A 24,317-nucleotide genomic window follows, 5' to 3' on the forward strand; every position below is an offset into this window, starting at 1 on the left:
ATGGGAGAAAGTGAACAGCGAGAGAGGAGATCAGAGACACGTGGAACCATTCGCTTGTCTGTATGTAGAAAAAGGAGAGCCCTATCAACCGGGCGCTTGCCTCTTCCTCGAAGCGGATGAAACGGTGATCGGCCGCCCCGCCCAGCAGGCGGTGCCCGACATCCCGTTTGCCAACGCGTACATCTCCCGTCGACATGCGGCGATCCGGCGCGAGGGCGGCCGGGTGTTGCTCTATGACCTTGGCAGCAAGCACGGGACGGAGGTCAGCGGCGAGATCGTCGCGCCGTTTACACCGTTTCCGTTGCGCACGTCCGATGTGATCCGGCTGGCCGGCGGCATGATCGTGCTGCGGTTTTCGCACACGTTTGCCGACCAGACGTTGGAACTCGAACCGCTGACCCTCCCGGCGGAGGGGCTGCGCATCGACCGCGACCGGCGGCTTTGCTATGTGAACGGCGAGCCGATCCCCATGTCCGACAAGGAATGGCGGCTGCTGGTGACGCTGCAGGAGAGGGAGGAAGCGCTGGTATCTCTGGAGGCGATCAAGCGGGCCGTCTGGCCGGAGCGCGCCGTGGAGGAAGGCGGCGTGCCGGACGTCGGCACCGACGAGCTCAGTTCGCTCGTCTACCGCCTGCGCAAAAAGATGCAAGACAGCGGCTATCAGATCCAAACGATCCGCGGCCAAGGCTTTCTGTTTGAACGAACGGGCTCCCGATAAGGGGGCCTTTTCTTTTACTCAGGAAGGTGATTTTGTAAAGGGGCACGAAATAGTTATTTAGTAAATCGGAGACAGCATTAAGGAGGATTCGCAACAATGACGCAAATCCGAATCTATCAAGTCAACGCCTTTACACACCTTCCGTTCGGCGGCAATCCGGCCGGTGTCGTGGCCGATGCGGACGGGTTGACCGAGCGGGAGATGCAACAGATCGCCCGCGAGATGAACTGTACGGAGACTGCGTTTGTCCTGTCGAGCGAGGTGCCGAACGCCGACCTGCGCGTCCGCTATTTCACCCCGCAGGAAGAGGTCGATCTGTGCGGACATGCCACGATCTCGGCGTTTGCCGCGCTCGGGCTGGAACAGCGCTTTGGCGGCGAACTGCCGCGCACGGTGATCATCGAGACCAAGGCCGGACTGTTGCCGGTCATGCTCTCCCGCGACGCCGAAGAGAGGCTACAGGTGGTGGTGACGCAGGCCGCGCCGCAGTTTCGCCCGTGCGACCTGACACGGGCGGAGGCGGCGACGCTGCTCGGGCTCGACGAGTCGGACCTCGACCCGGAACGGCCGCTGGGGCTGGCCTACACCGGGCTGTGGGATCTGATGATCCCGATCCGCACGCTGGATGCTTTTCAGCGGATGCGTCCCGATCTCGACGCGATTGCGGCCAGCAACCGGCGACTCGGCGTGACCAGCACGCATTGCTATTCCTTTGAGACGGTGGAGCCGACTTCGCACCTGCATACGCGAAACTTCTCCCCGGCAGTCGGCATCCCGGAGGACCCGGCATCCGGCACGGCCAACGGCGCACTGGCCGCCTTTTTGCTCCAGCACGGCGTGCTCACGCCGGAGCGGGAACAGGTGCGGCTGATCGTCGAGCAGGGTTTTGAATGCGACCGCCCGAGTTTCATCCATGTCGAACTGGACGGCGAGCCGCGCAGCCCGCGCACCGCCCGTGTCGGCGGGGGGGCGCGACCGGTCTTTCAAGGCACGATGTCGTTCTGATTCCTTTACGTTTTGGCTAGAATGCTGTAATCTGCTAATGATACAGGATAAACCAGTCGACAGCGGAGGAACAGATGAACGATCGCGTGCAGCTTGCTTTAATGAACCTCATTCCGAAAAATACGATCTCCCGCCTCGCCGGGAGCTTTGCGAAAAGTTCGATCTCACGGGGCTTTATCCCCGGCTATGTAAAAAAATTCGACATCAACGTCGCCGAGGCGGAGAAGAGCATCGCGGAGTATCCCAACCTCGTCGAGTTCTTCATTCGCCGCCTCAAGCCGGGCTTGCGACCTGTCGACGAACGGCTGACCAGCGTGGTCTCGCCTGTCGACGGCAAAGTGTCGCAGGTCGGGCCGATCCGCGAAGGGCAGATCGTGCAAGCGAAGGGCACTTCCTACACCGTCTCCGACCTGCTCGGCGGCGATACCGAGCGGGCGCGCCGTTATGACGGCGGCACGTTCCTCACCGTCTATTTGAGCCCGACCGACTACCATCGCATCCACACGCCGCTGGCCGGTCGCGTCACCGCCTACACCTACGTGCCGGGCACCTTGTTCCCGGTCAACCCGTTCGGTGTCCGGGCGGTGCAGGGCCTGTTTGCCAAAAACGAACGCCTGATCACTTATTTTGACACGGAAGCGGGCGAAGTGGCGCTGGTGAAAGTCGGCGCGACCATCGTCGGCTCGGTCAAAGTGGAGTACGATGTCAAGGCCGGCACGAACATCAAAGGCGGCCGCCTCCAGCATCAGGAACTGGAAAACGGACCGGTGTACGGCAAAGGGGACGAGGTCGGCCGCTTCGAATTTGGCTCGACGATCATTCTGCTCTTTGAGCCGGGCCGCGTCGAACTGGAGGAGCGTCTGAAACCGGAAGCTGTCGTCCGCATGGGCGAGGCGCTCGGTCATATCGTGGCCAAATAAGCAGAGAGAGGAGCCGACTGTAAGGTCGGCTTCTTTCTTTTTGGCATGGGTCGGAGTATGATGGGCATATACTAAAAAAATTGCAGTCTTTTATCAGTTGAAAGACGGTGCAGAGAGGAGTCTGGTACATGAATCGGTTTATCAATGTCAAGCCGCTGTCCGGAGAGCTCAAACGGACAGAGATCCGTCGAGGTACCGGGTATCGCCTCACCGACAAAGAATTTATCTTGCTGCGCGACGACATCTCCTATCACATCCTGCTCGACGACATCCTCGGGGTCATCTCGCGGGACGAAGACGGGTTTGACGACGTGGTCGAAACGTACGGCGACACGAACGTCACCCGCCAGTTCGGCGGCATGACCTACAAGATCGTGGCGATGAAGATGCGGATCTACAACCGCAGCGGCGTCTTTGAAAAAGGCTCCTCCACGCTGTTTACCCAACTGTCTGCCGGCATGACCGAGCAATTGGTCAACATGCTGAACAAACGTTAAAAATCTGTCGGTTTCCTTCTCCTTGCCTGTCGCGTCGTGACAGACGCCTGCATACGATATCTCAGCAAAAAGGGATGTCAGACAGCGGGAAAGGTGAGGGGTGCGATGGCAGGGAAAAAACCGGCAGCAAAAAAGAAAAAGGTTGTACTGGATGGGCAGCGGCAACAGCAGATGCCGATTGTGACGGTCGATGTCTGTTTGAAATGCCCGAGCGTCTGCGCTCGCGGGCAAGCGTACATGGAGAAGATGAGCCAGCCTGGCGCCATCGGATTCGGCGTGCCTTGCATCCTGCGGCGCAAGTGAAACGCATGCCGCGCTCTTCCGTATACGATCTTGTAAAGACTCCAGCGGAAGAGGGAATCCTTGATGGAACTATCGGCCGAACAACTGAACGAATGGATCAAAGGGGTGCGCGTGCGTTCGGTGAACCCGCGCGACCCGGTTCATGTTATCTCCCACCCGGACTCGTGGCGGGTGATCGGCGTCGGCAACTCAGCCGCCGTCTTTCAACCCAAAGACCATCCGGAACTGGCGGTCAAAGTGTTTGCCGAAACGTTCGAGCACATCGCAACGCAGGAAGCGGGCATCTATGAGCAACTCGGACAGTCCGACTATTTTCCCAAATATTACGGGCGGGGCGACAACTATCTCGTGATCCAGTTTCGCCCCGGACGCAACTTATATGACTGCCTGCTCCAAGGCACGGAGATCCCGGAGCAGGTGATCCACGATGTCGATACGGCGATCGGGTATGCCCGCGACATCGGGCTGAACCCGGCCGACATTCACCTAAAAAACGTGCTGCTCCATGAAGGGCGAGGCTATCTGGTCGACGTGTCCGACTATGGCAAGGTGGACGAATGCGCCCGATGGGAGACGCTGAAAAAGGCGTACTACGACTACTACCGCGACATGTACGTGCCGGGCATGCCGGTGCCGTCCTGGGTGCTGGAAACGATTCGCAAATGGTACAAAGCGACAGAGGGTGAAAGCAACATCGCCGCTTTTGCCGAGCGGATCAAGCGGATGTTTTTCTGATCGGCCCCTGTAAACGTTTTGAAACTATTTCCTGAGGCAAACTTACGTTTTTCGTGGTACAATACAGAGGTAACTCACTTCTTCAACTCGAACACTTCCTTGAGACTCCGCTTGGTGGAAAAAGCGGAGTTCTTCTTTTTGTACTTTTTGTACATAAAAAAAGCACCGGCATTAAAGCTCGGTGCTGATCCAATATTGAATCTGGTTGCCGCCTTTGTAGGTGACGACGAGTTGGTAACGGGCTGCTTCCAGCGAGTATTCGATGCGTTGTGCGTCGTGAAGCACGATCGCGACGCCGTCGTCCTCGTTGTCGGAAGCGATCAGGACCGCATCCAGTTCGTGATCCTGTTCTTCGATGTGGACTTCGACGTTTTTCAGGTGGAACGTGCAGGAGACTTCTTTGCCTTTGAGGGCAACGGAGAGATCCTTGCCGTTCAGTTTGTTCAGTTCGGCCACCGCCTGCTCGACGGTGATTTCAGTCAAGGTCATGGAAGACTGTCAACTCCTTCTGTATGTATGCGCTTATTGTATCGCATCTGGACATGCTTATGCTATCATGACTTGGAGCGAGGTGAAACGGAATGATCTCGATTGACATCAGCATGTATGCCACGGAGCGCATCGAACAGATGCTGGCCGAGTCCGGCCGGGATGATCTGGGCGTGCGTGTTCGCATCACCCCTGGTTGAGGCGGTCCCGAGTACAGGTTGGCTCTGGATGAGCCGACGCCGCAAGATGAGCGGGTGGAGGAGGAGGGCATCCTGTTCCTCTTTGACCCGAAGGCTGCCACGTTGATCGGCGACCTCGTCATCGATTACGATGACGGTCCCGGCTTTACGCTGTATGACGAGTCCTTGGGCGGCGGCCCGAGCAACACCGATTGCTAAGGAGAATGCCTGCTGGAAAGTCCGAAGCTCTGATCGACATTCGATCAGAGCTTTTTTTCGATTTCGCATACATCACGGAGCAATTTGGAAAAATGATGAATGGAAGGAGTGTGCCACCATGTCATTCTCATCCCATTCCCCTCAATCCGCTTCCACGTCTCCCAACCCATTGATCGTCCAGTCGGACGGCACGATGCTGGTGGAGGCGGGTCATCCTGACTACCCGCTGCTCCGGGAGATGCTGCTGACGTTTGCTGAGTTGCTCAAAAGCCCGGAAGGCTTTCATACCTACCGCCTGAGCCGCCTGTCGCTGTGGAATGCAGCGTCGACGGGGCAGACCCCGGCCGATGTGCTCGGCGTGCTCCATCGGTACAGCCGCTACCCGCTGCCGCTCGACCTGCAGCAGCTCGTGTTGGCGGAGATGAACAAATACGGCTCGCTGGTGCTGACGTCAGGAGGCGGTTGTCACGTCTTGCAGGGCGACAGGGACATGCTCGATGCGATCCGGCAGTTGGACGGCCTGAAAGAGCATCTGCACGGCCGCAAGCGCACCGTGCTGGAGTGTAAGCCCGCCTCCCGCGGTGCGGTCAAGCGACTGCTCGCCGCGCACGGCTATCCGGTGCTCGACCGCGTCGGCTACATCGACGGGCAGCCGCTACCGGTGTCGCTCCAAAACAAGACCCGTTCCGGAGCCGCCTTTTTGCTCCGGCCCTACCAGCAGGCGGCCGTCGACGCGTTTCTTTCTGACGGGCCGGACGGTGGCAGCGGCGTGGTCGTGCTCCCGTGCGGCGCAGGCAAGACGGTGGTCGGCATCGCGGCGATCTCCGCCGTGTCGGCGCACACGCTGGTGCTCACCCCGAATGTCGTCGCCGCCCGACAGTGGATGCGGGAATTGCTCGACAAGACCGACCTCGACCCGGCTTGGGTCGGCGAGTACTCGGCTGACAAAAAGGAGATCAAGCCGATCACCGTCACCACCTACCAGATGCTCACGTACCGCCGGGGAGAGGAGCACCCGCATTTTGCCCGGCTGAACGGCGAAAAGTGGGGGTTGATCGTCTATGACGAGGTGCATCTGCTCCCGGCCCCGATCTTTCGCCTGACCGCCGATGTGCAGAGCACGCGGCGGCTGGGGCTGACGGCGACGCTGGTGCGCGAAGACGGGGCGGAGAGCGATGTGTTTTCTTTGATCGGCCCGAAAAAATACGAGGTGCCGTGGAAGGAGATGGAGCAGGGCGGCTATATCGCGCCCACGACCTGCTACGAGGTGGCGGTCGGCCTGCCGCACGATCTGCGGGTGCGCTACACCAAAGCCCTCCCCAAACAAAAATACCGGCTCGCCAGCACCAACCCGCGCAAATACGACGTGATCGCGTCGCTTTTGGAGAAGCACCGCGGCGACCGCATCCTGATCATCGGGCAGTATCTCGAACAGCTCGACGAGGTCGGGGAGCGATTCTGCGCGCCGGTGTTGACCGGCAAGACGCCGATGCCGGAGCGGGAACGCCTCTATGACCAGTTTCGCCGGGGGGAGCTGTCGGTGCTGATCGTGTCCAAAGTCGCCAACGTCGCCATCGACCTGCCCGACGCCAACGTGGCGATCCAGATCTCCGGCTCGTTCGGCTCGCGGCAGGAGGAGGCGCAGCGGATCGGCCGTCTCCTGCGGCCCAAACCGGACGGCGGCGGATCACATTTTTACACGGTCGTCTCCAAAGACACGGTCGACTGGGAGATGGCGACGCACCGACAGCTGTTTTTGACCGAGCAGGGCTATACGTATCACGTGCTGGATATGGAGGGATAAGCGATGAGACTCGCCGAATGCCTGAACTCGTCAGACATCAACACGCTGCGCCAGATCGCGGACGCGTACAATTTTGAGTGCCAAAAGAGCTCGAAGAATGCGCTGATGCAGGAGATCATCGCGCATTTTAACGACCGTCGTTTTATCAGCAAATCGTTCACCGGCATCCGGGAAGCCGTGCTGCGCGAGGCCGTCTCGCAACTGATGCTCGACAATCGACGGGAGTTTTCCCGTGAGGAAGTGCTCGCCGCCGTCCGCCGTGCCGGGACGGACAAAGAGGGCGACGATTTGAAATGGATGAACCGCCTGCTCGCCGAGGGCTGGCTGTTCCAGCTCCACGCAAAAGGCGGTCGCCAATTTTACTTCGTCCCCGAGGATCTGCGCAAATCGATCCGCACCTGTCTGACGGAGAGCCTGAAACAGCGTGTGCAAGTGGCCGACTCGCAGCCGATCATCTACCGGGACGAAGGCATGGCGTTGGTGCGCGACACGACCGTCTTTCTCCAGTTCCTCGCCAAGTACGAGGTGCGGATCACCAAGGACGGCACGATCCTCAAACGCCAGCTCGGACAGATCCTCTCCCTCTTCGAAATCAAAGAGGAGCCGCTCGGCAAAGTGTCGTGGCGGTTCGGCTACGGACGCCGTTTTCACGACTATCCGGACCGTTTTGCTTTGATCTACGACTACTGCCACGCCAGAGAGTTGATCGTCGAGACGGCGGACGGGGAACTGCTCCTGCACCAAAAGGCACAGCAGTGGATCTCCCGTGAGGAGAAAGAGCGGGCGGTCGATGTGTTCCGGTACTGGCGGTTGCTCTACCGCCGTCCGATCCCGAAATTGAAACACTGCATCGCCACGCTTTCGCAGGCGGCACGGGAGGACTGGGTGCACGTCGAGTCGATGAACGCTCTGCTCGCGGCGTATGTGAACGACTATTACTTTGACAAAGCTCCGACGGTCATGGAGCAGCGCATCTACGGCATGCTTGTCCACCAAGGGCTGCTCGCACACGGGCAGCTCGCCGACGGGACAGCGGTGGTGAAAGTGACCGCGCTGGGTCGGGAACTCTTATTGGAAGAAAAAGGGGAACTCGGCGGTTCGCCAAGTCAGGAGAAGGCGGAGGAACAACTGCCGCGCATGCCGCTGATCCTGCAGCCGAACTTTGACCTGCTGGTGCCTGTGGAGGCGTTCGCGCAGGTGGAGAGGAAACTGGACGAGCTGACCGACTTGATCCGCGTCGATACGATGCGGGTGCACCGCTTGACCAAGTCCAGCGTGCGACGCGCCTTGAACAGCGGCTGGACGGGGGAGACGGTGTTGCAATTTCTGCGCGACCAGACGGCCGGTATGGTGCCGGGCAACGTCGAGCGGATGATCGAACAGTGGTGCCAGACAGAAGCGATCTGAGAGCAGACCTCCGCCGGGGAGGTCTGCTCTTTGTTTTTCCTCCATTTCCCCCTTCACAGACAATCTTACGGTGACATACAATAGAATCACAGAACGCACACAGGACTTGGGCTTTTACACAATCTTCACTTTCTCAAGAAAAAGAGGAAATCTACAAGCTCTGCCGAATATAATACAGTAACACCTCAACTTTCAGAATTTTCGATGTTGTTTGTAATCCTTAAAGGATGATGGATAAAGAGAAGGAGGGTACGATGATGAGTGAAGTGATTACGATTGCCGAGAAGAAGACGTTTATCAAATGGTTTCTAGAGAAGTACGAACTGCAGAACCGCGAGGCTGAATGGCTCTTGCAATATATGGCCTCTTCCGACCAGTTGCTTGAGCGCGTTCACTTCATCGACAACTTCCGGAACCTCCCGAAAACCATTTTGCTCTCGACGAAATGCGTGCAGATGACGCCGTTCAAATTTTATAAAAACAAGCGTGTGACCTCCGACGTGGAGAAAGCATTCCTCGATATTCACAACAACCCCACCGAAGATATCTACATCGGCCTCTTCTTCAAAGAGCGTTCCGTGTCGCCTGAGTACGCAGCGGTTCTGGAGCAAAACCCGATGGACGACACTCGCGAGTCGATCGACGCGCTGGTCTCCTTGCAAGCGGAGATGGTGCTCGACTACGCGATCAAACACCATCGCCTCGAATCGCTGTACAAACAGATCGACGAAGCGCTGGACCGCGGCGACAAGAAGACGTTCCGTCAACTCACCGCCGAACTGAATCAGGTGCTGGAGATCGGCTCTCACTGAGGGGGCCGGTTTTTTTATTGTTCACAGAACTGTAGATGTACACGGAGCCGAACATTCGTCCATAATAAAGAGGACCGCCAGGAACGGGAAGGGGGGACAGAACTATTGAAACTGACGCATGTACATATGAAAAACTTCGAAGAATACCGCCCCTACGTCGATACGATGGTGCTGCCGATCGGCACGATTGAAGCGCACGGTCCGCACGCGCCGCTCGGCACCGATGTGCTGATCCCGCGCAAGTTGGCCGAGTATATCGAAAGCAAACTGATGGGACGGATCTGGACGGCGCCGGAGATCGCCTACGGGTCGACGTGGGCCTTGCAGGACTTCCCAGGCTCCATCGACGTGCCGGGACGCGTGTTTGCCGATTATGTCCACGCTGTCGTGTCGTCGTTTGCGCGCTGGGGTGTAAAAAACGTCGTGTTGCTCAACGGCCACGGCGGCAACATCCAGCCGCTGCAAGAGGCGGCCAATCGACTCGTCGACGAAGGGCTGAACGTGTGGATCAGCAACTACTGGGTCGACTACCGGGACGAGATCAAGACGATCACGCCAGGCGTCGGCCACGGCGGTGAGGATGAGACCTCGCTGGTGATGACGGTCGACCGATCCATCGTCGATCTGTCGCTGGCCAAAGAGCGGCACGAACCGGAGCATCCGGCACACAAATACCCCGGCATGGGCCGCACGCTCTATCCGGACGGCTACTCGGGCGACCCGGCATCCGCTTCCGTGGAAAAGGGCGAGCGATTGGTCGAGCTGATCGGGGAGCGGTTGTTGGCCGGCATCACCAAGATGTGGGAGACAAACTCGTAACATTTTGTGACAGTTTCAAACAAGATTCGCCAGTGTTGCCAGCTCCCGAATAGGTTACAAAGCTCCGGGAGAAACTAGAAAAGCCCAGTTGTGACAGGGCATTGAACAACGTTTTGCCTATGAGAAAAATTGCACATGACTTGCTTGACACTCAATAGGGCAGAATGTAAGATTGAAACGAGATGTTCGGGTCATTTTATCTAAACATACCTATTAATCCGCGCTTGGGTTAATTCGCCGCGAGAGAAATGGGTTCGCGGTTTTGGTATGATCCTCTAGTTAAATGACTGTTCGAATTTTTGTCTGGTAGGGAGGTTTAGATGCACTCATGAGCGATCAGAGAGGTAAAGAGGGGAAACAAGGCCTCACCCGCCGTCAATTCCTGAACTATGCGCTCGGCGGCACCGGTGCTTTCATGGCCGCGACCATCGCAGCACCTCTGGTTCCGTTCGCTATTGACCCGCTCACCCGCAGCTCCGGTGGCAACTTCTTTGACACCGGTATCGCAGAAGCGGACGTAAAGTCCGACTTCCCGCTGATGGCTGAGTTTAAGGTTCACCGCAAGGATGGCTGGGTTGAAGAGAACGTCAAGGTCCGTGCATGGCTGATCAAGGACGAGGCAGGTCAAGTCCTCGCGATGTCCCCGATCTGCACCCACCTGGGCTGTCAGGTTGCCGGTTCGGTCGATGCAAGCGGAAACCCGGAACCGTCGAAAGACGGCGAATGGTGGTTCCACTGCCCGTGCCACGGCGGCCGTTTCACTGTCCATGGGATTAACGACCCGGCGAAACCGCCGCAACGTCCGCTTGACGTCTATGAAGTCAAGATCGAGGGCGGCAAAGTTATGCTGGGCAACTTGAAGCAGCGTAAAGTGTAAATGGAAGTAGGTGAGAACGAATGCTGAAAAAGACTTACGATTGGATTGACGAGCGTCTGAACATCACTCCGATCTGGCGCGACTTCGCGGATCATGATGTCCCGGCTCACGTAAACCCGGCGAACAAAATGTCTGCGTTTGTCTACTGCTTCGGCGGTCTGACGTTCTTGATCATCGTCACCCAGATCCTGTCCGGTATGTTCTTGGCGATGTATTATGTTCCGGATATTGTCAACGCTTACCGCTCCGTCCAGTACATCACGGACGAAGTTCTGCTCGGGAACATCGTTCGCGGCATGCACTTCTGGGGCGCAAGTTTGGTCATCATCATGATGTTCCTGCATATGTTGCGCGTCTTCTTTACCGGTGCCTACAAGGCTCCGCGTGAGCTGAACTGGGTGGTTGGCGTCCTGATCTTCTTCGTCGTCATGGGCTTTGGCTTTACCGGCTACCTGCTCCCGTGGGACCAAAAGGCTTACTGGGCGACCGCCGTCGGTGCACAGATCGCAGAGACCGTTCCGGTCCTCGGTCCGTACATCAAGACCCTGCTCGTAGGCGGCGACATCCTCGGCGCGCTGACGCTGACTCGCTTCTTCGCGATTCACGTCTTCTTCCTGCCGGCCGCACTTCTCGGCCTGTTGGGCTTGCACTTCATCATGATCCGTAAGCAAGGCATCGCGGGTCCGCTGTAAGAAGTTTATGCACGTAAAAAGCTCAACTGCATGGAGAAGGAGGTAAACAGAAATGGGACAAGATTTTTACCGTGACCGGATTCCCGGCACACCCCGTTTTCGCGAAAAAGACAAAAAGAAGCCGATCGGATCTGAACCGTTCTGGCCGAACTTCCTTCTGAAGGAATGGATCGTCGGCGCACTGTTCCTGGTCGCTTTCACGATTTGGATCATCTTCAACCCGGTGCATCTCTCTGATGTTGCCGACCCGAACCCGTCGGGTTACATCCCGATGCCGGACTGGTACTTCCTGTTCCTGTATCAGCTTTTGAAATACTTCCCGGGCAAAATGGTCTGGATGGGTACCGTTGTCATCCCTGGCATCGCGGTCACCCTCCTGATCCTCGCTCCGTGGCTGGATAACTCCAAAGCGCGTCATCCGTTCAAGCGTCCGGTCGCTACGACCTCGATGATCTTGACTCTGCTCCTGATGATCTGGATGACCTACGAAGCGGACGTTCAGCACGAAGAGGCGCTGGCTCACCTGCCGAAGCAGGTCGACAAGTCGGCGATGCCGACCGACACCGCACTGGTGGACGAAGCAGACCCGGGTGCAAAGATCTACTCGGCATCTTGCGCAGGCTGCCACGGTGCAGACCTCAAAGGCTCTGTAGGTCCGTTCCTGCTCGGCATCGGCAACAAGCATGACGCTGCCAAGTTGGAAGAAGTCATTACCAAGGGCTTCCCGCCGAACATGCCGGCTGGTGGCGGTCTGACCAAACCGGAAGACATCAAAGCTGTCGCCGAATGGCTCGGAAAGCAAAAGCAACAGTAATGGAATCAAAAAGACCGACCCCGATGGGTCGGTTTTTTTGAAATTTGCAGGAGGTTGCAGCTGTGAATTGGAGTACTCCTTTGCTTCGCACCACCTTGGACAGCCGACCGTTCCTTTGGTTTCTGTTCATTGCCAACTTGCTCGGCTCGATCTACGGCTTTATCTGGTACGGAGATCAACTCGCCGACACGCCGTGGCTGTGGAACTTTTTCGTGCCGGACAGCCCGACTTCGTCGTCCTTGTTTACCCTCGTCGTTTTGCTCTGGTTGCTCGGCAAACACTCGCCGGTGCTGGAGATGCTGTCGATGGTTACGAACATCAAGTACGGCATCTGGGCATGCGGCGTGATCGTTACATACTGGATCGCCGACAAAGAGGTCCATCCGGCCAATCTGATGCTGCTCGCGTCGCACGGTGCGATGGCGTTTGAGGTACTGCTGTACAACTACCGCTACCGCTTTACGTGGAGCGTGTTGTGGATCGGGGCCGTGTGGCTGTTGTTTAACGACTTTGTCGACTACGTGTACGGCATCCATCCGTGGCTGCAGGACAACCGTTTCTTGCCGGAAGTGACGTTCTGGACGATCATCTTGAGCCTTGCGACGCTGACGCTGGTCGCGGTGCTGCGTCCGAAAGAAATCACCAGGCTGGCTCGTCTGAAATAGCATGTCTAAATGATCGCCCCCACCCATAAATTGTTGGTGGAGGCGATTTTGTTATGTGGCAGCGATGGATAGGGTTGCTGTTGGTCATTTTCGTGGTGCTGTCGGCCGCTCCGGTGCAGGCGGCGGAGTCCGTGCACCCAATCGAACTGTATCAACAGACGGTCAAGGTGGAGAACATGATCCGTCAAGCGGACGCGCCTGCAAAAGTGTTGGCGGAACTGGATGCGCTGTCCGACATGTATACCCGCTTGCAGGTGGGTGATGTCCATCAGCGGATCGAAGGGGTACAGGCGATCTCGGCGGAGTTGGTCGGCTTGAAAGCGATGTACGCGGCGGCCAAAGGACCGGAGCAGGCGGTGGCGGAGTTTCGTATTCACCGCGTCACGGTCGCTTTCGATTCGCTCGCGTATCCGAACTCGCCGGCGTGGTTGCCGATTGCCCGTTCGCTGGAAAACCACCTCGACAAAAGCATCGAGGCGGTCGGAAAAGGCGATCAAAAGGCAGCCAAGGCGATGTTTGCCAAAGCGCGTCAAGAGCGCGATCAGATCTGGTTGGCGATGCAACTGCACGGCGACCCGAGCGAATTGAATCTGCAGGTGTCGGCCCATCGCTTTGTCGAGGGACAAATCGCGATGGACCAGATGACCGACAAACAAGGCTGCCTCGACTCGCTGGGGGCGTACAAGGCGTCGGTCGGCAAAGTGTCGGCGAGCATTCAGATGATGGAAGAGCCGCCGCTGTTGCCGGTGCTGCACGTCACGCTCACGCCGTGGACGTACGGGTCGCTCGGCAGCGCGTTGATGCTGCTGGTCGGCTGGCGGGTCCTGCGCAAAAAGAAAAACTAGGAATCCGTGTCGGACTCCTAGTTTTTCGCTTTATCGCTGTTTGGCCAGCGGGTTGAACCCTTCACCGAGCACGTCGTGGACATCGTTCACGACGAGGAAAGCGGTCGGGTCGATCTCGCGGCACATCTCTTGGATGCGGGCGATCTCCTCGCGGGAGACGACGACGTACAGGACTTCCTTGTCCTGGCCGGTGTAGCCGCCGATGCCTTTGAGCAGCGTCGTGCCGCGCTCGAGCTCGGTGTGGATCTTGTCGGCGATCGCCTGCGGGTCGGTGGAGATGATGAACATCGCCTTGGAGTTCGACACCCCTTCGACGACCACGTCGATGACGCGAGCGGCCACGAAGAGGGCGACCAGCGAGTACATGGCGTTGTCGATGCCGACGATGAAGGCGATGGCGGTGATGACGATCACGTCGACCGCAAAGATCGTGCGGCCCATGCTCCAGCCAAAGCGGTGGTTGACGATCCGGGCGATGATGTCTACGCCGCCGGTCGTGCCGCCGCAGCGGAAGATCAGGCCGAGGCCGAGACCCGCAAAGACGCCGCCGTAGAGACCGGCGAGCAACCGGTCCTGCACGCCCATCTGGAACCAGCCCTGCGTCACTTCGGAGGCGACGGAGACGGCCACGACGCCGACGATCGTTTTGACGATGAACTGCCGGCCGAAACGACGCCACCCGATGAAGAACAACGGGATGTTCAAGGCGAGGAACGACAAGCCCAGCGGAATGTCGAACTGGTAGAGGAGCAGCAGGGACACGCCGACAAAGCCGCCTTCTGCCAGTTTGTTCGCGATGATAAAGTTATTGAGGCCGAACGTAAACAAAAAGGCACCTGCGATGATGCCCAGCAGCGAAAGGATATGTTTTTGTTGCATGTTGGTACCGCCTTTCTATTCTAGCATATCCTGCATTCCTACCTAGTGTACCTGAAACTCTCAGACTTCGAAAGGGGAGAATGCTTTGAAACGAGCGCACGGAATCGGGCGCAAAATCCAGTTTGGCGGGGCGATCTTGCTGGTCGCCGTCTACCTCCAGGAAGTGTTGCTCACCCTGTCGTCAATCACGTGGCGAAAAGACGATGACGGACTGTGGCACGTGTTGATCGACGCGGCCAAGGTGTCGAAACTGTGGTCGTTTATCGGACTGATGTGTTTGTTCGCCGGCCTGCTCGTCTTTTTGATCGGGTGGATGTTCAAGCGAAGGCGGCGCAAAGAGCCGGCACAGCCGCCGTGCAGCCGGTTGACGATCTATGACATGCTGGTGTCCTACGGCTGGGTGGGGCTGCTGTTTTTCGGCGGCATGCTCCTGTACTATTCCGGGTTTGGCCTGCTGATCCCGGAGGCGTTTCGCAACTCTTCCGCCGGGTCGGCCATCGGCGGCGTGTCGATGCAGTTGGTCGCGATGGCTGTGATCCCGATTTATTTCCGCAAACGTTTGAGCGAGATCGGGCTGAGACGCCCGATGATCACGTGGAAGATGGCCGGGTATGTGCTGATGTTCTTTGTCTTCACCTACGCGATGTCGCTGGTCAGCGCCCATCTTGGGACATGGCTTGGGGTCAACACCGACTCCTACCGTGAGCAGCACATCTCCGAGGAGTTGCACGGCGCGTTGAAAGACGGCCTGCTGCTGTCCTTGATGCCGATCCTCGCCACGTCGTTGATCGCGCCGGTCGGGGAAGAACTGCTGTTCCGGGGTGTGCTCCAGTCGGTGCTGACCGTCCGGTTCGGCGCTGTGATTGGGTTGGTGGCATCAGCGTTTTTGTTTGCCTTGATCCACGCGGATGTGGTGCTGTTCTTGCCGATTTTCTGCATGGGGCTGTTGTTCGGCTGGCTGTACCGGATCACCGGTTCGCTGTGGGCGCCGATCTGGCTGCATATGTTAAACAATCTGTTTGCGAGTTTGATGGATCTTTTCTAGAACGGAATGAAAAAAGACGGCCGCGGGCCGTCTTTTTTATGTACTCTATTTGGCAGATCGCGTTTTACGCCAGAAGACCAGTCCGTAGAAGAGTCCTCCAACGGCGGCGATCACGACGGCCCAGAGCATAAAGCGGTGGGTGAGCGCGGTCACCTGCGTCCAGTGCACGCCGAGCAGCTTGCCGAGCGTCACGAAGGTCAGCGACCAGATCAGGCCGCCAGTGTAGGCGTAGACAGCGAAAGAGCCGAACGGCATCCGGCTCACCCCGGCGGCGAAGGCGGTGACGTGCCGGACGCCGGGGATAAAGTATCCGATCATCAACACGATCTTGCCAAATCGAGTGTACCAGCCGTTCACCCGCTGGAGCCGCACTTCCGTGATGCCGACGCGCCGTCCGTAGCGTTCCACCAGCGGGAGGCCGAAGCGCAGCCCGAGCCAGTAGGAGAGCGTGATGCCGACGACACTGCCGGAAAAAGCGGTGGCGAGCGTGGCGAAGTAGTCCAGACGTTGTTGGGAGACCAAAAATCCGCAGTAGGTCATCAAGATCTCATCGGGGATCGGCAGGCCGACGATGCCGAGCACCAGGGAGATAAACAGCCCATAGTACCCGTAGTCGGTTACGAGTTGCAAGACGGTTTCTTTGATCATAGTTCCTCCTCAAGCGCAGCCTTATCTAGAATAGCATATTGCGCCGAGTGCGCTCAAACCTTATTTCGGAAGAGATGGCGGGGCCACAGCAACAAGAGGAGCAAAAGGAAGCTCAGGTGGCCAAAGACCGGGTACAGATAGTGGACGATGTTGGAGAACCCGACCTGTGCAACAAAAAAGGCGGCGGTGAGGATCAGGATGGTGATCAGATGAGCCTGCATCGGACTGCGCTGTGCGGCGAGTTGTGAGCCGAGTCCAAATACGTTGGCGATCAGGGTCGAGTAGATCTCCCCCCACAGCGCGACGATGAACAACGCCTGCATCAGCGGGTTGAACGTCGAGGAGAGAAAGCCCATCGGCACCTCATACTCCAAGATCATCGGCATCCGCGTCGACATCGCATACTGCGCGCCGAGCAGCATCAGGCCAAGCCCTGCCGCGCCGAGCAGCCCGCCGAGTTTCAGCGCTTTGGTGCTCTTGATCTCGCCGCCCAGCGGGATCAGCACCGACACGGCGAGGCCGAGATTGAGCGCTGCATAGGAGATGCCGGAGAGCACCCAGCGCCACGGCTCGACCCCGGTGTTGACGACCGTCGGCAGGTGATCGGTCTGCAGATAGCTCTGGACGAAGATCGTCAGGATCACCGTCAGCATCACCGGGACGATGATCGTGTTGGCGATCATGATCCCTTTCATGCCGCGCAGGATCGTCAGGAACGTCAGCACCATCGTAAACAGCACGCCGAGTTGGAAGGAGAGGTGCAACTGCTCCTCAAACAAAGCCCCGACCCCGGCCAGCATCGCGACTGTGACGAAGAACAGCATGATCATCATAAATGTGTCGATGACAGCGGCGAACTTTGGCCCAAACAGATACGCGGTCAGCTCCCGGTAAGAGCGGGCGTTCAGTTTGCGGCCGAGGGTGAGGATCTGGGTGCCGACCCATGCAAATAAAAAGGTGGCCAAAAGGATGCCAGGGTAGGCCCACGGCCCGAGCATCGTAAAGAAGGTGACGATCTCCTGCCCGGAAGCAAATCCGGCGCCGACGACCGTACCGATGTACGTAAAGGCGACCTGTAACGCGAGTCGTATTTCTGTTCGTGTCATAGCTTTTCCCCTCCTCTTGCAACCTTATTACCTCTTTGTCCAATTTATGTGAGGAACGGGCACAACTTGTCTTGGAACTTGCGGGACGGGCATAGGCATAGAGGGATGAATGATTTTTTGGAAACGAGAGAGGAGGAATCGCGTTGTCTCTGTGGGAGGCTCTCTTCCTCGGGATCGTGCAAGGGTTGACCGAATTTTTGCCGATCTCGAGCTCCGGGCACCTCGTGCTGTTTCAAAAGCTGTTTGGTCTGGAGGAAGGTGCGCTCAGTTTTGACATCCTGTTGCACTTCGGCACGCTGCTCGCCGTCCTTGCCGTCTACTGGCGGGACATCGTGGAGATCGTGAGGAACCCGTTCGGCAAGCTCGGCCGCCTGATCCTCGTGGCGGCGATCCCGACGGCGGCGATCGGCCTATTGTTCAAAGACTACTTTGACGAAGTGTTTGCGTCCGGCGAGACGCTCGGGGTCGAGTTTATCCTGACCGGCCTCGTCATCTGGTGGGCGGACGCAGCCCGTCGCGGCTACAAGAAAGAGCGGGAGATGGGCTATGGAGACGCCCTGATCATCGGCACGCTGCAAGGGGCGGCGATCCTGCCGGCACTGTCTCGTTCGGGGCTCACGATCATGGGCTCGCTGTTCCGGGGACTGGATCGGGAGTTTGCCGCCAAGTTTTCGTTCCTGATCTCCGTGCCGGTCATCCTTGGCGCCAACCTGCTGCACCTGAACGACCTCGCACAAGGCGAGGGAGGCGCGGCGATGAGCTTTGGTCTGCCGGAACTGGCCGGGACGCTGGCGGCGGCTGTGGCCGGATTTTGGGCGATCAAGTACATGATCCGCCTGATCGTAAACAAGGGCATGCGGATGTTCGCGTGGTACGTATGGGTGCTCGGGGCGTTAATCCTGATCGATCAGTATGTGACGAAGTGGTATTTTTAAATGGAAGGAATAGACGAAAGAAAAAACCCCTCTCACGAGGGGTTTTTCTCTATCTTCTGCGACCCGACGAGGAGCGGCTGCTCCAAGCGACGACGCGGGCTTGGCGGAAGAAGTGCCAGATCAGGGAGACGGCGATGACACCGCCAAAGAGGAGGAACCAGTTGCGCAGGACGATCAGGGACAGGCCCCAATGCTGCTGGCTGGGATCGGCGACCGCTGCCATCATCGGCATGATCGGCGCCATCACGGCTTGGGCAGATTGGCCCCAGCCCATGTTGTAGAAGATCAAGGTGAACGCGCCTGCCAGCACGGCGTGCATCAGGCGAGCGACCATGTACGGCTTCATGCGGATGTCGGTGCCGGTGAGGACCGACGCGACCTGGGCGTGGACGGAGAGGCCGGACCACGCAATGATGAAGGAGACGATGATCAGCTGTTCGACGAGCGGTGCTTGGGTGGCAGCCGCAGCGGCCGAACCGATATCGATCTCGAACAGGCCGGCGATGAACGGCTCGACGAGCGAGACGTCCAGGCCAAAGACCATGAACAGCGCCGTGAACGGAATCGCCAGCAGCGGCACGATGCCGACCAGCGACAGGACTTTGAACAGAACAGCGAAGAAGACGATGAAACCGGCGATCATAAACAGAGTCTTCATCGAATCGCTGACGGCGTCGCCGAGCAGCTTGCCAAACGGACGGCCGTCTTCTTCGCGAGCTTTCATCATCTCGCGGAAGGCGCGGCGGAAGATATTGCCTTTGACCACAGGCGCCTGCACCACTTCGTCATCGTCGCGGGACGTTTTGCCGATGCCGTAAAACTTGAACGCCACGCCGACGAGGAAGGCCCCGACGTAGTGAGCGAGCGCGAGCAGCATCCCGAGCTGCGGCGAGTGGAACATCCCGACTGCGACCGCGCCGAACATAAACAGGGGATCGGCGGTGTTGGTGAAGGCGAGCAGTCGCTCCCCTTCGATGCGGGTGCACATTTTTGCTTTGCGGAACTTGCCGGTGATGACTGCATCCATCGGATACCCGGCGGCCAAACCCATCGACAGGGCAAACGCCCCGACGCCCGGCACGCTGAACAGCGGGCGCATCAGCGGTTCGAGCAGCACCCCGAGCGCGTGCACCACCCCGACGCCGAGCATCACCTCACAGAGGATGAAAAACGGCAGCAGCGAGGGAAACACGACGTCCCAGAACAATTTCAGCCCGGCGATCCCGGCCTTGAATCCAGCTTCCGGATACAAGACGAGGGAGAGGGTCAACATCACGACCGCTGTCGCCAGGAGTGTTGTCGAGGTGCGCTTTCGTCTGCTAGACATTGCGTGCCTCATCTCCTTTTCCAAATGTACGGACTACTCTTAGACATACATATGGACGACCCGGCTTGTTTATGTTTGGGAGGAAGAGTATGCTGGACAAAGAGGTGAGATTTTATGGTATTAATGGGTGAGAGGGTATTTATTAAGCCGATGACGCTGGATGTTGCGCAGGAACTGTATGAACTGCGCAAACGCAATCAGGAGTTTTTCACTGCTTATGAGCCGTATCGGCCGGAGTCGTTCACGTTGGATTGGATACGGGCGGACATTGAGCGGTTCGTACTTGCTGCCTTGGAAGATAAGAACTACGCGCTGGGGATTTATTTGAAGGAAACGAACGAGTTGATCGGACGGATCACGGTGAACATCATAGCTCGGGGCATTCACCAAGGGGCGCATATCGGGTATTACATCGGGCAGGAGCACAACGGCAAGGGATATATGACGGAGGCCGTGCGGCTGACTTTGAAATACGCGTTTGATGTGCTGGATCTGCACCGAGTAGAGGCGAACGTGATGCCCCGCAATAAGCGGTCGGCACGGGTGCTGGAGAAGGTGGGATTCCGGTATGAAGGGCTGTGCAAGGGGTTTTTGAAGATCAACGATGTGTGGGAAGACCATGACCGGTACGCGATGACGGTGGAGGAGTATCGGAAATAAAGAAAAACCCACACCCTTATTTTTAAGGGTGTGGGTCTTTGCCTTGCGCTTCCAGCGTTTCTTCCAAGATTTCTTTCGAGGTCATCGGGTTGGACGTCGTATTGGTGCCCGCTTCATCTGAGCGGGTCGCCTGATCGAAGTCGGGATGATAGAATGTGCCCAACTGAATGCCACCCGGCGGGATGGCGGTGTTGCGGTTGTCCGACATGGTGATCACTCCTTTCCAAGTTTAGCATTGCTCGGCAGGAACTGTTATAATCGAGGGAAACGCAACCAGAGAGAGGAGATAGTGGAATTTTGGCTGATTTGACGATCAAAGGGATGCAGAAGGAAGTCGACGACTACATCTCTCAATTTAAAGAAGGCTATTTCAAGCCGCTGTCGTTGATCGCGCGGATGACCGAGGAGCTCGGGGAGCTGTCGCGTGAGGTCAACCATACATATGGAGAGAAACCGAAGAAGAAGGAAGAGGCGGAAGGCTCCATCGCGTTGGAGCTGGCCGATCTGATGTTTGTCATCACCTGCATGGCCAACTCGCTCGACATCGATCTGGAAGAGGCGCACAAGGCCGTCATGCATAAATTCAACACGCGGGATGCCAACCGGTGGACGCGAAAGGATACGGAGGAGAAGTAATCATGGGTGAAGAGAAAATCCGCGTCGTTGTCGTCGGCGCGAAAGGCAAGATGGGCCGCGAGACGGTCAAAGCGGTGATGAACGATCCGGAGTTGGACTTTGTCGGCGCGGTCGACCGCACGCTGGACGGGGTGCAGGTGTCGGAGGTGCTCGGGTTTGATTGCGGCGAGGCTGCTTTCTACAACGATCTCGGCAAAGCGCTGATCGACACGAACGCGACGGTGATGATCGATTTCACCAATCCGTCTGTCGTGAAAGGCAACCTCGACAAAGCGATTGAACTCGGCGTGCGTCCGGTCGTCGGCACGACGGGGATGACGCCGGAGGAGATCGCAAACTGGGATCGCGAGTGCCGAGAGCGGGAGATCGGCGGGCTGATCGCGCCGAACTTTGCGATCGGCGCGATCTTGATGATGCGCTTCTCGGCGATGGCGGCGAAGTATATGCCGCATGTGGAGATCATCGAGATGCATCACGACCAAAAGCTCGATGCCCCGTCCGGCACCGCGCTGAAAACGCTGGAGCTGATCGCGAAGGAACGCGAGGCGATGGGACAAGGCCATCCGAACGAGCACGAGACGATCACCGGCTCACGCGGCGGCGACTATGAAGGCATGCGCGTGCACAGCGTACGTCTGCCAGGCTATGTGGCGCATCAGCAGGTGATCTTCGGCGGGCTCGGACAGACGTTGACCCTGCGCCATGACTCGATCAACCGCGAGTCGTTCATGCCGGGCGTGGTGATGTCCTGCAAAATGGTGATGAACTACACGGGGCTGGTCTACGGCCTCGAAAACCTGTTGGACTAAAGGAGGGGCGAGATCATGAACATCGCCTTGATCGCCCACGATAAAAAGAAGGACACGCTGGTCAATTTTGCCGTGGCGTACAAGCACATTTTTGAAAAAGCGACGCTGTACGCCACCGGCACGACGGGGCTGCGGATCATGGAAGCGACAGGAATGACGATCAATCGGTTTCTGTCCGGGCCGCTCGGCGGCGACCAACAGATCGGCGCGTTGATCGCGGAGGACCGGATGGATCTGGTGCTGTTTTTCCGCGACCCGTTGGCGGCGCAACCGCATGAGCCGGACATTCTCGCGTTGCTGCGTTTGTGCGATGTCCACGACATCCCGGTCGCGACCAACATCGCGACGGCAGAGATTTTGGTGAAGGCGCTCGAGCGCGGCGATTTTGCGTGGAGGGAAGTGAAGTAGGCTTGACACCGATGGAACGGGATGCGTGGGCAGTGGTGGCGGAGTTGGAGCGGGCCGGGCATGAGGCGTATCTGGTCGGCGGGTGCGTGCGGGACAAGCGTCTCGGGCGCGACGTGTACGACTATGACATCACCACGTCTGCGCTCCCGGAGGCGGTGCAAGCCTTGTTTCCGCATACGGTACCGACCGGGATCAAGCACGGGACGGTGTCGGTACTGACCGATCATGCCCGCTACGAGGTGACGACGTTTCGCACCGACGGCGACTATGAGGACGGACGTCGACCCCATGAGGTGGTGTTTGTCCGTTCGTTGCGGGAGGATCTGGCGAGGCGCGACTTTACGATCAATGCGATGGCGCTGGGGCGTGACGGAACGCTCCACGATCCGTTCGGCGGGAGAGAGGATCTGGAGAACAAAATCATCTGCGCCGTCGGAGATCCGTTTCGGCGGTTTGAGGAAGACGCGCTGCGGATGCTCCGGGCGATCCGGTTTGCGGCGCAGCTCGGGTTTGTGATCGAGGAGGAGACGCTGCGGGCGATCACGTATGAGTCGCAATCGCTGCGCCGCATCTCCCGCGAGCGCATCCGCGACGAGTGGCAAAAGATGCTGTTGTCAGCACCCGATGCGGCGATCCCGCTGCTCCAGCAGACCGATGCCTTGCGCTATGTGTTGTCACGGCCGCAGACGTTCGATGTGCGGGTGAACGACCCGTGGGGGCTCGGCATCGATCCATGGCTTCTGGCCGGGCGATGGGCGGCAGATGCGCCGCGTGATTTCGCCGTGCGGCTGGTCGTCGTGTTGCGGGCGGTGCAGACCGATAGTGCCCGGATGGAAAAGACGGTGCAGGATCTCAAGCTGTCCGGTGAGGTGAAATCGCAGATCCGCGGGGCGTGGCAGATGCAGGAGTACGGCGACCCGCGGCGATGGAGCGCCGAACAGTGGCGGCAGGTGTTTTACCGACATGGGTATGAGACGGTGAAACGAGGCTGTCAGGCGTTTGCCGCGCTGGAAGCGGGGAAGACCGGGAAGCGGGACTTCGACTGGGAGCGGTTGATCGAGGAGCAGGCCGAACGGCAACCCCTCTGGTCGTTGCAGGATCTGGCGGTGAGCGGGCAGGATCTGCTCAACGCCGGTGTCCCGACCGGGCCGATGCTCGGCAAGATGCTGAACCGGCTGGCTCAACTCGTGCTCCGGGAGCCGGAGCGAAATCGGCGGGAGGAACTGTTGCGGGAACTGACTCTGGATGAAGGAGAGGGTGGATGACGTGTCGACAGCGTTGTTTGTCTTGGTTTATTTCTCCTTGCAGTGGTGGCTGGAAGCGACGTTCGATGTGATGCGGGTACATCCCTTGCTGACCTATCTGACCTCGTTTTTGATCCTCGCGCCGCTCTACTGGCTCTATCTGGAGTACTTCTCCCCGGCCGCCCGCTGGTCGAGACGATTGGACCGTCTCCACGCAGAGATCGAGGCTGCCGACCGCCGCCGGGAGCAGTTTGGCCCGGAGTCGGAGATCTATGTGTTTGAGACAGAAGTGATGAAGCGGTTGCTGGCTGAGCGGGACGCATGGTTGGCGAAGCGGGTGAAGAAGAGGACCTATCGACAGGGGTAATGGCGAGATGAGAGACGGGTGGAAGACGGTCTTCGTGGGATGTGCGTTGCTGATGATCTTGATCTTGTCAGGATGTCTGACGAATGAAGGAAAATATGTGCACGGGAAAGACACGATGCATATATTCGGAGACGACGGGCAATATTCAATCGTCCGGGCGGGTGACGGTCGGACCAAGATGCTGGACAATCAAGGCAATAAAGGCAATAAAGATCAAACCGAACGATTCATTGACACACATGTGCAAAAATATCGGGAGATCGGTCAGAAGGGGTACGTGATCGGTGATGCTTTTACGTTGATCGATGTGCCGACCGGGACGTATGAGCAGCACGATCAGATCGCGGAGTTTGCCGACCCCGATGACAGAGAACAATTTCTTCTGCTCAAGAGAGACGCTCCATAAGTGAGGAAAAGAACCCAGTTGGTGATAACTGGGTTCTTTTTTTGTCG

Annotated in this window: 31 protein-coding genes; 25 read left to right on the plus strand and 6 right to left on the minus strand. The window is 58.2% G+C overall.

Going from position 1 to position 24,317, the window contains the following annotated elements:
• Window positions 1-40: 40 nt before the first annotated feature.
• From OS242_RS01495 to OS242_RS01520, 6 genes are all read left to right on the plus strand, one after another.
• Window positions 41-718 carry an FHA domain-containing protein gene (locus OS242_RS01495; protein WP_267149883.1) on the plus strand — a complete coding sequence of 226 codons (678 nt, stop codon included), beginning with the start codon at window positions 41-43 and terminating at the stop codon, window positions 716-718.
• Between the two features lie 96 nt (window positions 719-814).
• The gene (locus OS242_RS01500; RefSeq protein ID WP_267149884.1) at window positions 815-1,723 is read left to right on the plus strand and encodes a PhzF family phenazine biosynthesis protein; all 909 of its coding nucleotides are present in this window, start codon (window positions 815-817) and stop codon (window positions 1,721-1,723) included.
• Window positions 1,724-1,797: 74 nt separating this feature from the next.
• Window positions 1,798-2,643, plus strand: coding sequence for an archaetidylserine decarboxylase (asd, locus tag OS242_RS01505; protein ID WP_267149885.1), 846 nt, complete (start codon window positions 1,798-1,800; stop codon window positions 2,641-2,643).
• Window positions 2,644-2,771: 128 nt separating this feature from the next.
• The gene (locus OS242_RS01510; RefSeq protein ID WP_267149886.1) at window positions 2,772-3,140 is read left to right on the plus strand and encodes a hypothetical protein; all 369 of its coding nucleotides are present in this window, start codon (window positions 2,772-2,774) and stop codon (window positions 3,138-3,140) included.
• A gap of 105 nt (window positions 3,141-3,245) precedes the next feature.
• Complete coding sequence (locus OS242_RS01515) at window positions 3,246-3,443, plus strand: hypothetical protein (protein WP_267149887.1); 198 nt, start codon at window positions 3,246-3,248, stop codon at window positions 3,441-3,443.
• 63 nt (window positions 3,444-3,506) lie between these two features.
• Window positions 3,507-4,178: a serine/threonine protein kinase gene (locus OS242_RS01520; protein ID WP_267149888.1), complete on the plus strand. Its 672-nt coding sequence runs from the start codon at window positions 3,507-3,509 to the stop codon at window positions 4,176-4,178.
• A gap of 171 nt (window positions 4,179-4,349) precedes the next feature.
• Here the strand turns inward: OS242_RS01520 and OS242_RS01525 are convergent, their stop codons facing one another.
• Complete coding sequence (locus OS242_RS01525; RefSeq protein WP_267149889.1) at window positions 4,350-4,667, minus strand: hypothetical protein; 318 nt, start codon at window positions 4,665-4,667, stop codon at window positions 4,350-4,352.
• A gap of 218 nt (window positions 4,668-4,885) precedes the next feature.
• Between OS242_RS01525 and OS242_RS01530 the strand changes: the two genes are divergently transcribed.
• From OS242_RS01530 to OS242_RS01575, 10 genes are all read left to right on the plus strand, one after another.
• A complete protein-coding gene (locus OS242_RS01530) occupies window positions 4,886-5,065 on the plus strand; it encodes a hypothetical protein (protein WP_267149890.1) in 180 nt (59 codons plus the stop codon).
• Between the two features lie 118 nt (window positions 5,066-5,183).
• Complete coding sequence (locus OS242_RS01535) at window positions 5,184-6,869, plus strand: DNA repair helicase XPB (protein ID WP_267149891.1); 1,686 nt, start codon at window positions 5,184-5,186, stop codon at window positions 6,867-6,869.
• Window positions 6,870-6,872: 3 nt separating this feature from the next.
• Complete coding sequence (locus tag OS242_RS01540) at window positions 6,873-8,276, plus strand: helicase-associated domain-containing protein (RefSeq protein WP_267149892.1); 1,404 nt, start codon at window positions 6,873-6,875, stop codon at window positions 8,274-8,276.
• A 257-nt stretch (window positions 8,277-8,533) separates the two neighbouring features.
• Window positions 8,534-9,088, plus strand: a complete 555-nt coding sequence (locus OS242_RS01545) for a ReoY family proteolytic degradation factor (RefSeq protein ID WP_267149893.1) — start codon at window positions 8,534-8,536, stop codon at window positions 9,086-9,088.
• A gap of 105 nt (window positions 9,089-9,193) precedes the next feature.
• Window positions 9,194-9,907 (plus strand): creatininase family protein, encoded by a 714-nt coding sequence (locus OS242_RS01550; RefSeq protein ID WP_267149894.1) that lies wholly within the window; start codon window positions 9,194-9,196, stop codon window positions 9,905-9,907.
• A 328-nt stretch (window positions 9,908-10,235) separates the two neighbouring features.
• Window positions 10,236-10,784: a ubiquinol-cytochrome c reductase iron-sulfur subunit gene (locus tag OS242_RS01555; protein ID WP_267149895.1), complete on the plus strand. Its 549-nt coding sequence runs from the start codon at window positions 10,236-10,238 to the stop codon at window positions 10,782-10,784.
• 20 nt (window positions 10,785-10,804) lie between these two features.
• Complete coding sequence (gene qcrB / locus OS242_RS01560) at window positions 10,805-11,476, plus strand: menaquinol-cytochrome c reductase cytochrome b subunit (RefSeq protein ID WP_267149896.1); 672 nt, start codon at window positions 10,805-10,807, stop codon at window positions 11,474-11,476.
• Between the two features lie 52 nt (window positions 11,477-11,528).
• The gene (locus OS242_RS01565) at window positions 11,529-12,290 is read left to right on the plus strand and encodes a menaquinol-cytochrome c reductase cytochrome b/c subunit (protein WP_267149897.1); all 762 of its coding nucleotides are present in this window, start codon (window positions 11,529-11,531) and stop codon (window positions 12,288-12,290) included.
• A gap of 62 nt (window positions 12,291-12,352) precedes the next feature.
• Window positions 12,353-12,955: a DUF1405 domain-containing protein gene (locus OS242_RS01570; protein ID WP_267149898.1), complete on the plus strand. Its 603-nt coding sequence runs from the start codon at window positions 12,353-12,355 to the stop codon at window positions 12,953-12,955.
• Between the two features lie 53 nt (window positions 12,956-13,008).
• Complete coding sequence (locus tag OS242_RS01575; protein WP_267149899.1) at window positions 13,009-13,800, plus strand: hypothetical protein; 792 nt, start codon at window positions 13,009-13,011, stop codon at window positions 13,798-13,800.
• Window positions 13,801-13,830: 30 nt separating this feature from the next.
• On the opposite strand, the gene OS242_RS01580 is transcribed toward OS242_RS01575, so the two are convergent.
• Window positions 13,831-14,679, minus strand: coding sequence for a YitT family protein (locus tag OS242_RS01580; RefSeq protein WP_267149900.1), 849 nt, complete (start codon window positions 14,677-14,679; stop codon window positions 13,831-13,833).
• An 85-nt stretch (window positions 14,680-14,764) separates the two neighbouring features.
• On the opposite strand from OS242_RS01580, the gene OS242_RS01585 reads away from it, so the two are divergent.
• Window positions 14,765-15,724, plus strand: a complete 960-nt coding sequence (locus OS242_RS01585) for a CPBP family intramembrane glutamic endopeptidase (protein WP_267149901.1) — start codon at window positions 14,765-14,767, stop codon at window positions 15,722-15,724.
• 45 nt (window positions 15,725-15,769) lie between these two features.
• Here the strand turns inward: OS242_RS01585 and OS242_RS01590 are convergent, their stop codons facing one another.
• Complete coding sequence (locus OS242_RS01590; RefSeq protein ID WP_267149902.1) at window positions 15,770-16,372, minus strand: DedA family protein; 603 nt, start codon at window positions 16,370-16,372, stop codon at window positions 15,770-15,772.
• Between the two features lie 53 nt (window positions 16,373-16,425).
• Window positions 16,426-17,478 (minus strand): YkvI family membrane protein, encoded by a 1,053-nt coding sequence (locus OS242_RS01595; protein WP_267149903.1) that lies wholly within the window; start codon window positions 17,476-17,478, stop codon window positions 16,426-16,428.
• Window positions 17,479-17,621: 143 nt separating this feature from the next.
• Between OS242_RS01595 and OS242_RS01600 the strand changes: the two genes are divergently transcribed.
• Window positions 17,622-18,413 (plus strand): undecaprenyl-diphosphate phosphatase, encoded by a 792-nt coding sequence (locus OS242_RS01600; RefSeq protein ID WP_267149904.1) that lies wholly within the window; start codon window positions 17,622-17,624, stop codon window positions 18,411-18,413.
• A 49-nt stretch (window positions 18,414-18,462) separates the two neighbouring features.
• Here the strand turns inward: OS242_RS01600 and ylbJ are convergent, their stop codons facing one another.
• On the minus strand, window positions 18,463-19,740 hold the full coding sequence (gene ylbJ / locus OS242_RS01605) for a sporulation integral membrane protein YlbJ (RefSeq protein ID WP_267149905.1): 1,278 nt from the start codon (window positions 19,738-19,740) through the stop codon (window positions 18,463-18,465).
• A 114-nt stretch (window positions 19,741-19,854) separates the two neighbouring features.
• Here ylbJ and OS242_RS01610 point away from each other — a divergent pair, with 114 nt between their 5' ends.
• Entirely contained in the window at window positions 19,855-20,400 is a 546-nt protein-coding gene (locus OS242_RS01610) for a GNAT family N-acetyltransferase (protein WP_267149906.1), read from the plus strand.
• Between the two features lie 22 nt (window positions 20,401-20,422).
• Here the strand turns inward: OS242_RS01610 and OS242_RS01615 are convergent, their stop codons facing one another.
• On the minus strand, window positions 20,423-20,608 hold the full coding sequence (locus tag OS242_RS01615) for a hypothetical protein (protein WP_267149907.1): 186 nt from the start codon (window positions 20,606-20,608) through the stop codon (window positions 20,423-20,425).
• Between the two features lie 113 nt (window positions 20,609-20,721).
• Here OS242_RS01615 and OS242_RS01620 point away from each other — a divergent pair, with 113 nt between their 5' ends.
• Genes OS242_RS01620 through OS242_RS01645 form a run of 6 tightly spaced genes read left to right on the plus strand, consistent with a single transcriptional unit; the run spans window position 20,722 to window position 24,270 of the window.
• Window positions 20,722-21,036 carry a nucleotide pyrophosphohydrolase gene (locus tag OS242_RS01620; protein ID WP_407702075.1) on the plus strand — a complete coding sequence of 105 codons (315 nt, stop codon included), beginning with the start codon at window positions 20,722-20,724 and terminating at the stop codon, window positions 21,034-21,036.
• 2 nt (window positions 21,037-21,038) lie between these two features.
• The gene (gene dapB / locus OS242_RS01625; protein WP_267149909.1) at window positions 21,039-21,845 is read left to right on the plus strand and encodes a 4-hydroxy-tetrahydrodipicolinate reductase; all 807 of its coding nucleotides are present in this window, start codon (window positions 21,039-21,041) and stop codon (window positions 21,843-21,845) included.
• Window positions 21,846-21,860: 15 nt separating this feature from the next.
• Window positions 21,861-22,253 carry a methylglyoxal synthase gene (mgsA, locus tag OS242_RS01630; RefSeq protein WP_267149910.1) on the plus strand — a complete coding sequence of 131 codons (393 nt, stop codon included), beginning with the start codon at window positions 21,861-21,863 and terminating at the stop codon, window positions 22,251-22,253.
• An 11-nt stretch (window positions 22,254-22,264) separates the two neighbouring features.
• The gene (locus tag OS242_RS01635; protein ID WP_267149911.1) at window positions 22,265-23,518 is read left to right on the plus strand and encodes a CCA tRNA nucleotidyltransferase; all 1,254 of its coding nucleotides are present in this window, start codon (window positions 22,265-22,267) and stop codon (window positions 23,516-23,518) included.
• Window position 23,519: 1 nt separating this feature from the next.
• Entirely contained in the window at window positions 23,520-23,864 is a 345-nt protein-coding gene (locus tag OS242_RS01640) for a hypothetical protein (protein ID WP_267149912.1), read from the plus strand.
• A 7-nt stretch (window positions 23,865-23,871) separates the two neighbouring features.
• Window positions 23,872-24,270: a hypothetical protein gene (locus OS242_RS01645; RefSeq protein WP_267149913.1), complete on the plus strand. Its 399-nt coding sequence runs from the start codon at window positions 23,872-23,874 to the stop codon at window positions 24,268-24,270.
• The last annotated feature ends 47 nt before the right edge of the window (window positions 24,271-24,317 follow it).

The organism is Tumebacillus lacus, from assembly GCF_026410385.1.
GTDB lineage: Bacteria > Bacillota > Bacilli > Tumebacillales > Tumebacillaceae > Tumebacillus > Tumebacillus lacus.

Coding starts and splice junctions, on each gene's coding strand:
- OS242_RS01515 (WP_267149887.1), top strand. CDS start 3,246: ATGGCAGGGAAAAAACCGGCAGCAAAAAAGAAAAAGGTTGTACTGGAT.
- OS242_RS01540 (WP_267149892.1), top strand. CDS start 6,873: ATGAGACTCGCCGAATGCCTGAACTCGTCAGACATCAACACGCTGCGC.
- OS242_RS01545 (WP_267149893.1), top strand. CDS start 8,534: ATGAGTGAAGTGATTACGATTGCCGAGAAGAAGACGTTTATCAAATGG.
- OS242_RS01595 (WP_267149903.1), bottom strand. CDS start 17,478: ATGACACGAACAGAAATACGACTCGCGTTACAGGTCGCCTTTACGTAC.
- OS242_RS01590 (WP_267149902.1), bottom strand. CDS start 16,372: ATGATCAAAGAAACCGTCTTGCAACTCGTAACCGACTACGGGTACTAT.
- OS242_RS01575 (WP_267149899.1), top strand. CDS start 13,009: ATGTGGCAGCGATGGATAGGGTTGCTGTTGGTCATTTTCGTGGTGCTG.
- OS242_RS01525 (WP_267149889.1), bottom strand. CDS start 4,667: ATGACCTTGACTGAAATCACCGTCGAGCAGGCGGTGGCCGAACTGAAC.
- asd (WP_267149885.1), top strand. CDS start 1,798: ATGAACGATCGCGTGCAGCTTGCTTTAATGAACCTCATTCCGAAAAAT.
- OS242_RS01535 (WP_267149891.1), top strand. CDS start 5,184: ATGTCATTCTCATCCCATTCCCCTCAATCCGCTTCCACGTCTCCCAAC.
- qcrB (WP_267149896.1), top strand. CDS start 10,805: ATGCTGAAAAAGACTTACGATTGGATTGACGAGCGTCTGAACATCACT.
- OS242_RS01565 (WP_267149897.1), top strand. CDS start 11,529: ATGGGACAAGATTTTTACCGTGACCGGATTCCCGGCACACCCCGTTTT.
- ylbJ (WP_267149905.1), bottom strand. CDS start 19,740: ATGTCTAGCAGACGAAAGCGCACCTCGACAACACTCCTGGCGACAGCG.
- OS242_RS01645 (WP_267149913.1), top strand. CDS start 23,872: ATGAGAGACGGGTGGAAGACGGTCTTCGTGGGATGTGCGTTGCTGATG.
- OS242_RS01520 (WP_267149888.1), top strand. CDS start 3,507: ATGGAACTATCGGCCGAACAACTGAACGAATGGATCAAAGGGGTGCGC.
- OS242_RS01610 (WP_267149906.1), top strand. CDS start 19,855: ATGGTATTAATGGGTGAGAGGGTATTTATTAAGCCGATGACGCTGGAT.
- mgsA (WP_267149910.1), top strand. CDS start 21,861: ATGAACATCGCCTTGATCGCCCACGATAAAAAGAAGGACACGCTGGTC.
- OS242_RS01620 (WP_407702075.1), top strand. CDS start 20,722: ATGCAGAAGGAAGTCGACGACTACATCTCTCAATTTAAAGAAGGCTAT.
- OS242_RS01500 (WP_267149884.1), top strand. CDS start 815: ATGACGCAAATCCGAATCTATCAAGTCAACGCCTTTACACACCTTCCG.
- OS242_RS01635 (WP_267149911.1), top strand. CDS start 22,265: ATGGAACGGGATGCGTGGGCAGTGGTGGCGGAGTTGGAGCGGGCCGGG.
- OS242_RS01580 (WP_267149900.1), bottom strand. CDS start 14,679: ATGCAACAAAAACATATCCTTTCGCTGCTGGGCATCATCGCAGGTGCC.
- dapB (WP_267149909.1), top strand. CDS start 21,039: ATGGGTGAAGAGAAAATCCGCGTCGTTGTCGTCGGCGCGAAAGGCAAG.
- OS242_RS01555 (WP_267149895.1), top strand. CDS start 10,236: ATGAGCGATCAGAGAGGTAAAGAGGGGAAACAAGGCCTCACCCGCCGT.
- OS242_RS01510 (WP_267149886.1), top strand. CDS start 2,772: ATGAATCGGTTTATCAATGTCAAGCCGCTGTCCGGAGAGCTCAAACGG.
- OS242_RS01615 (WP_267149907.1), bottom strand. CDS start 20,608: ATGTCGGACAACCGCAACACCGCCATCCCGCCGGGTGGCATTCAGTTG.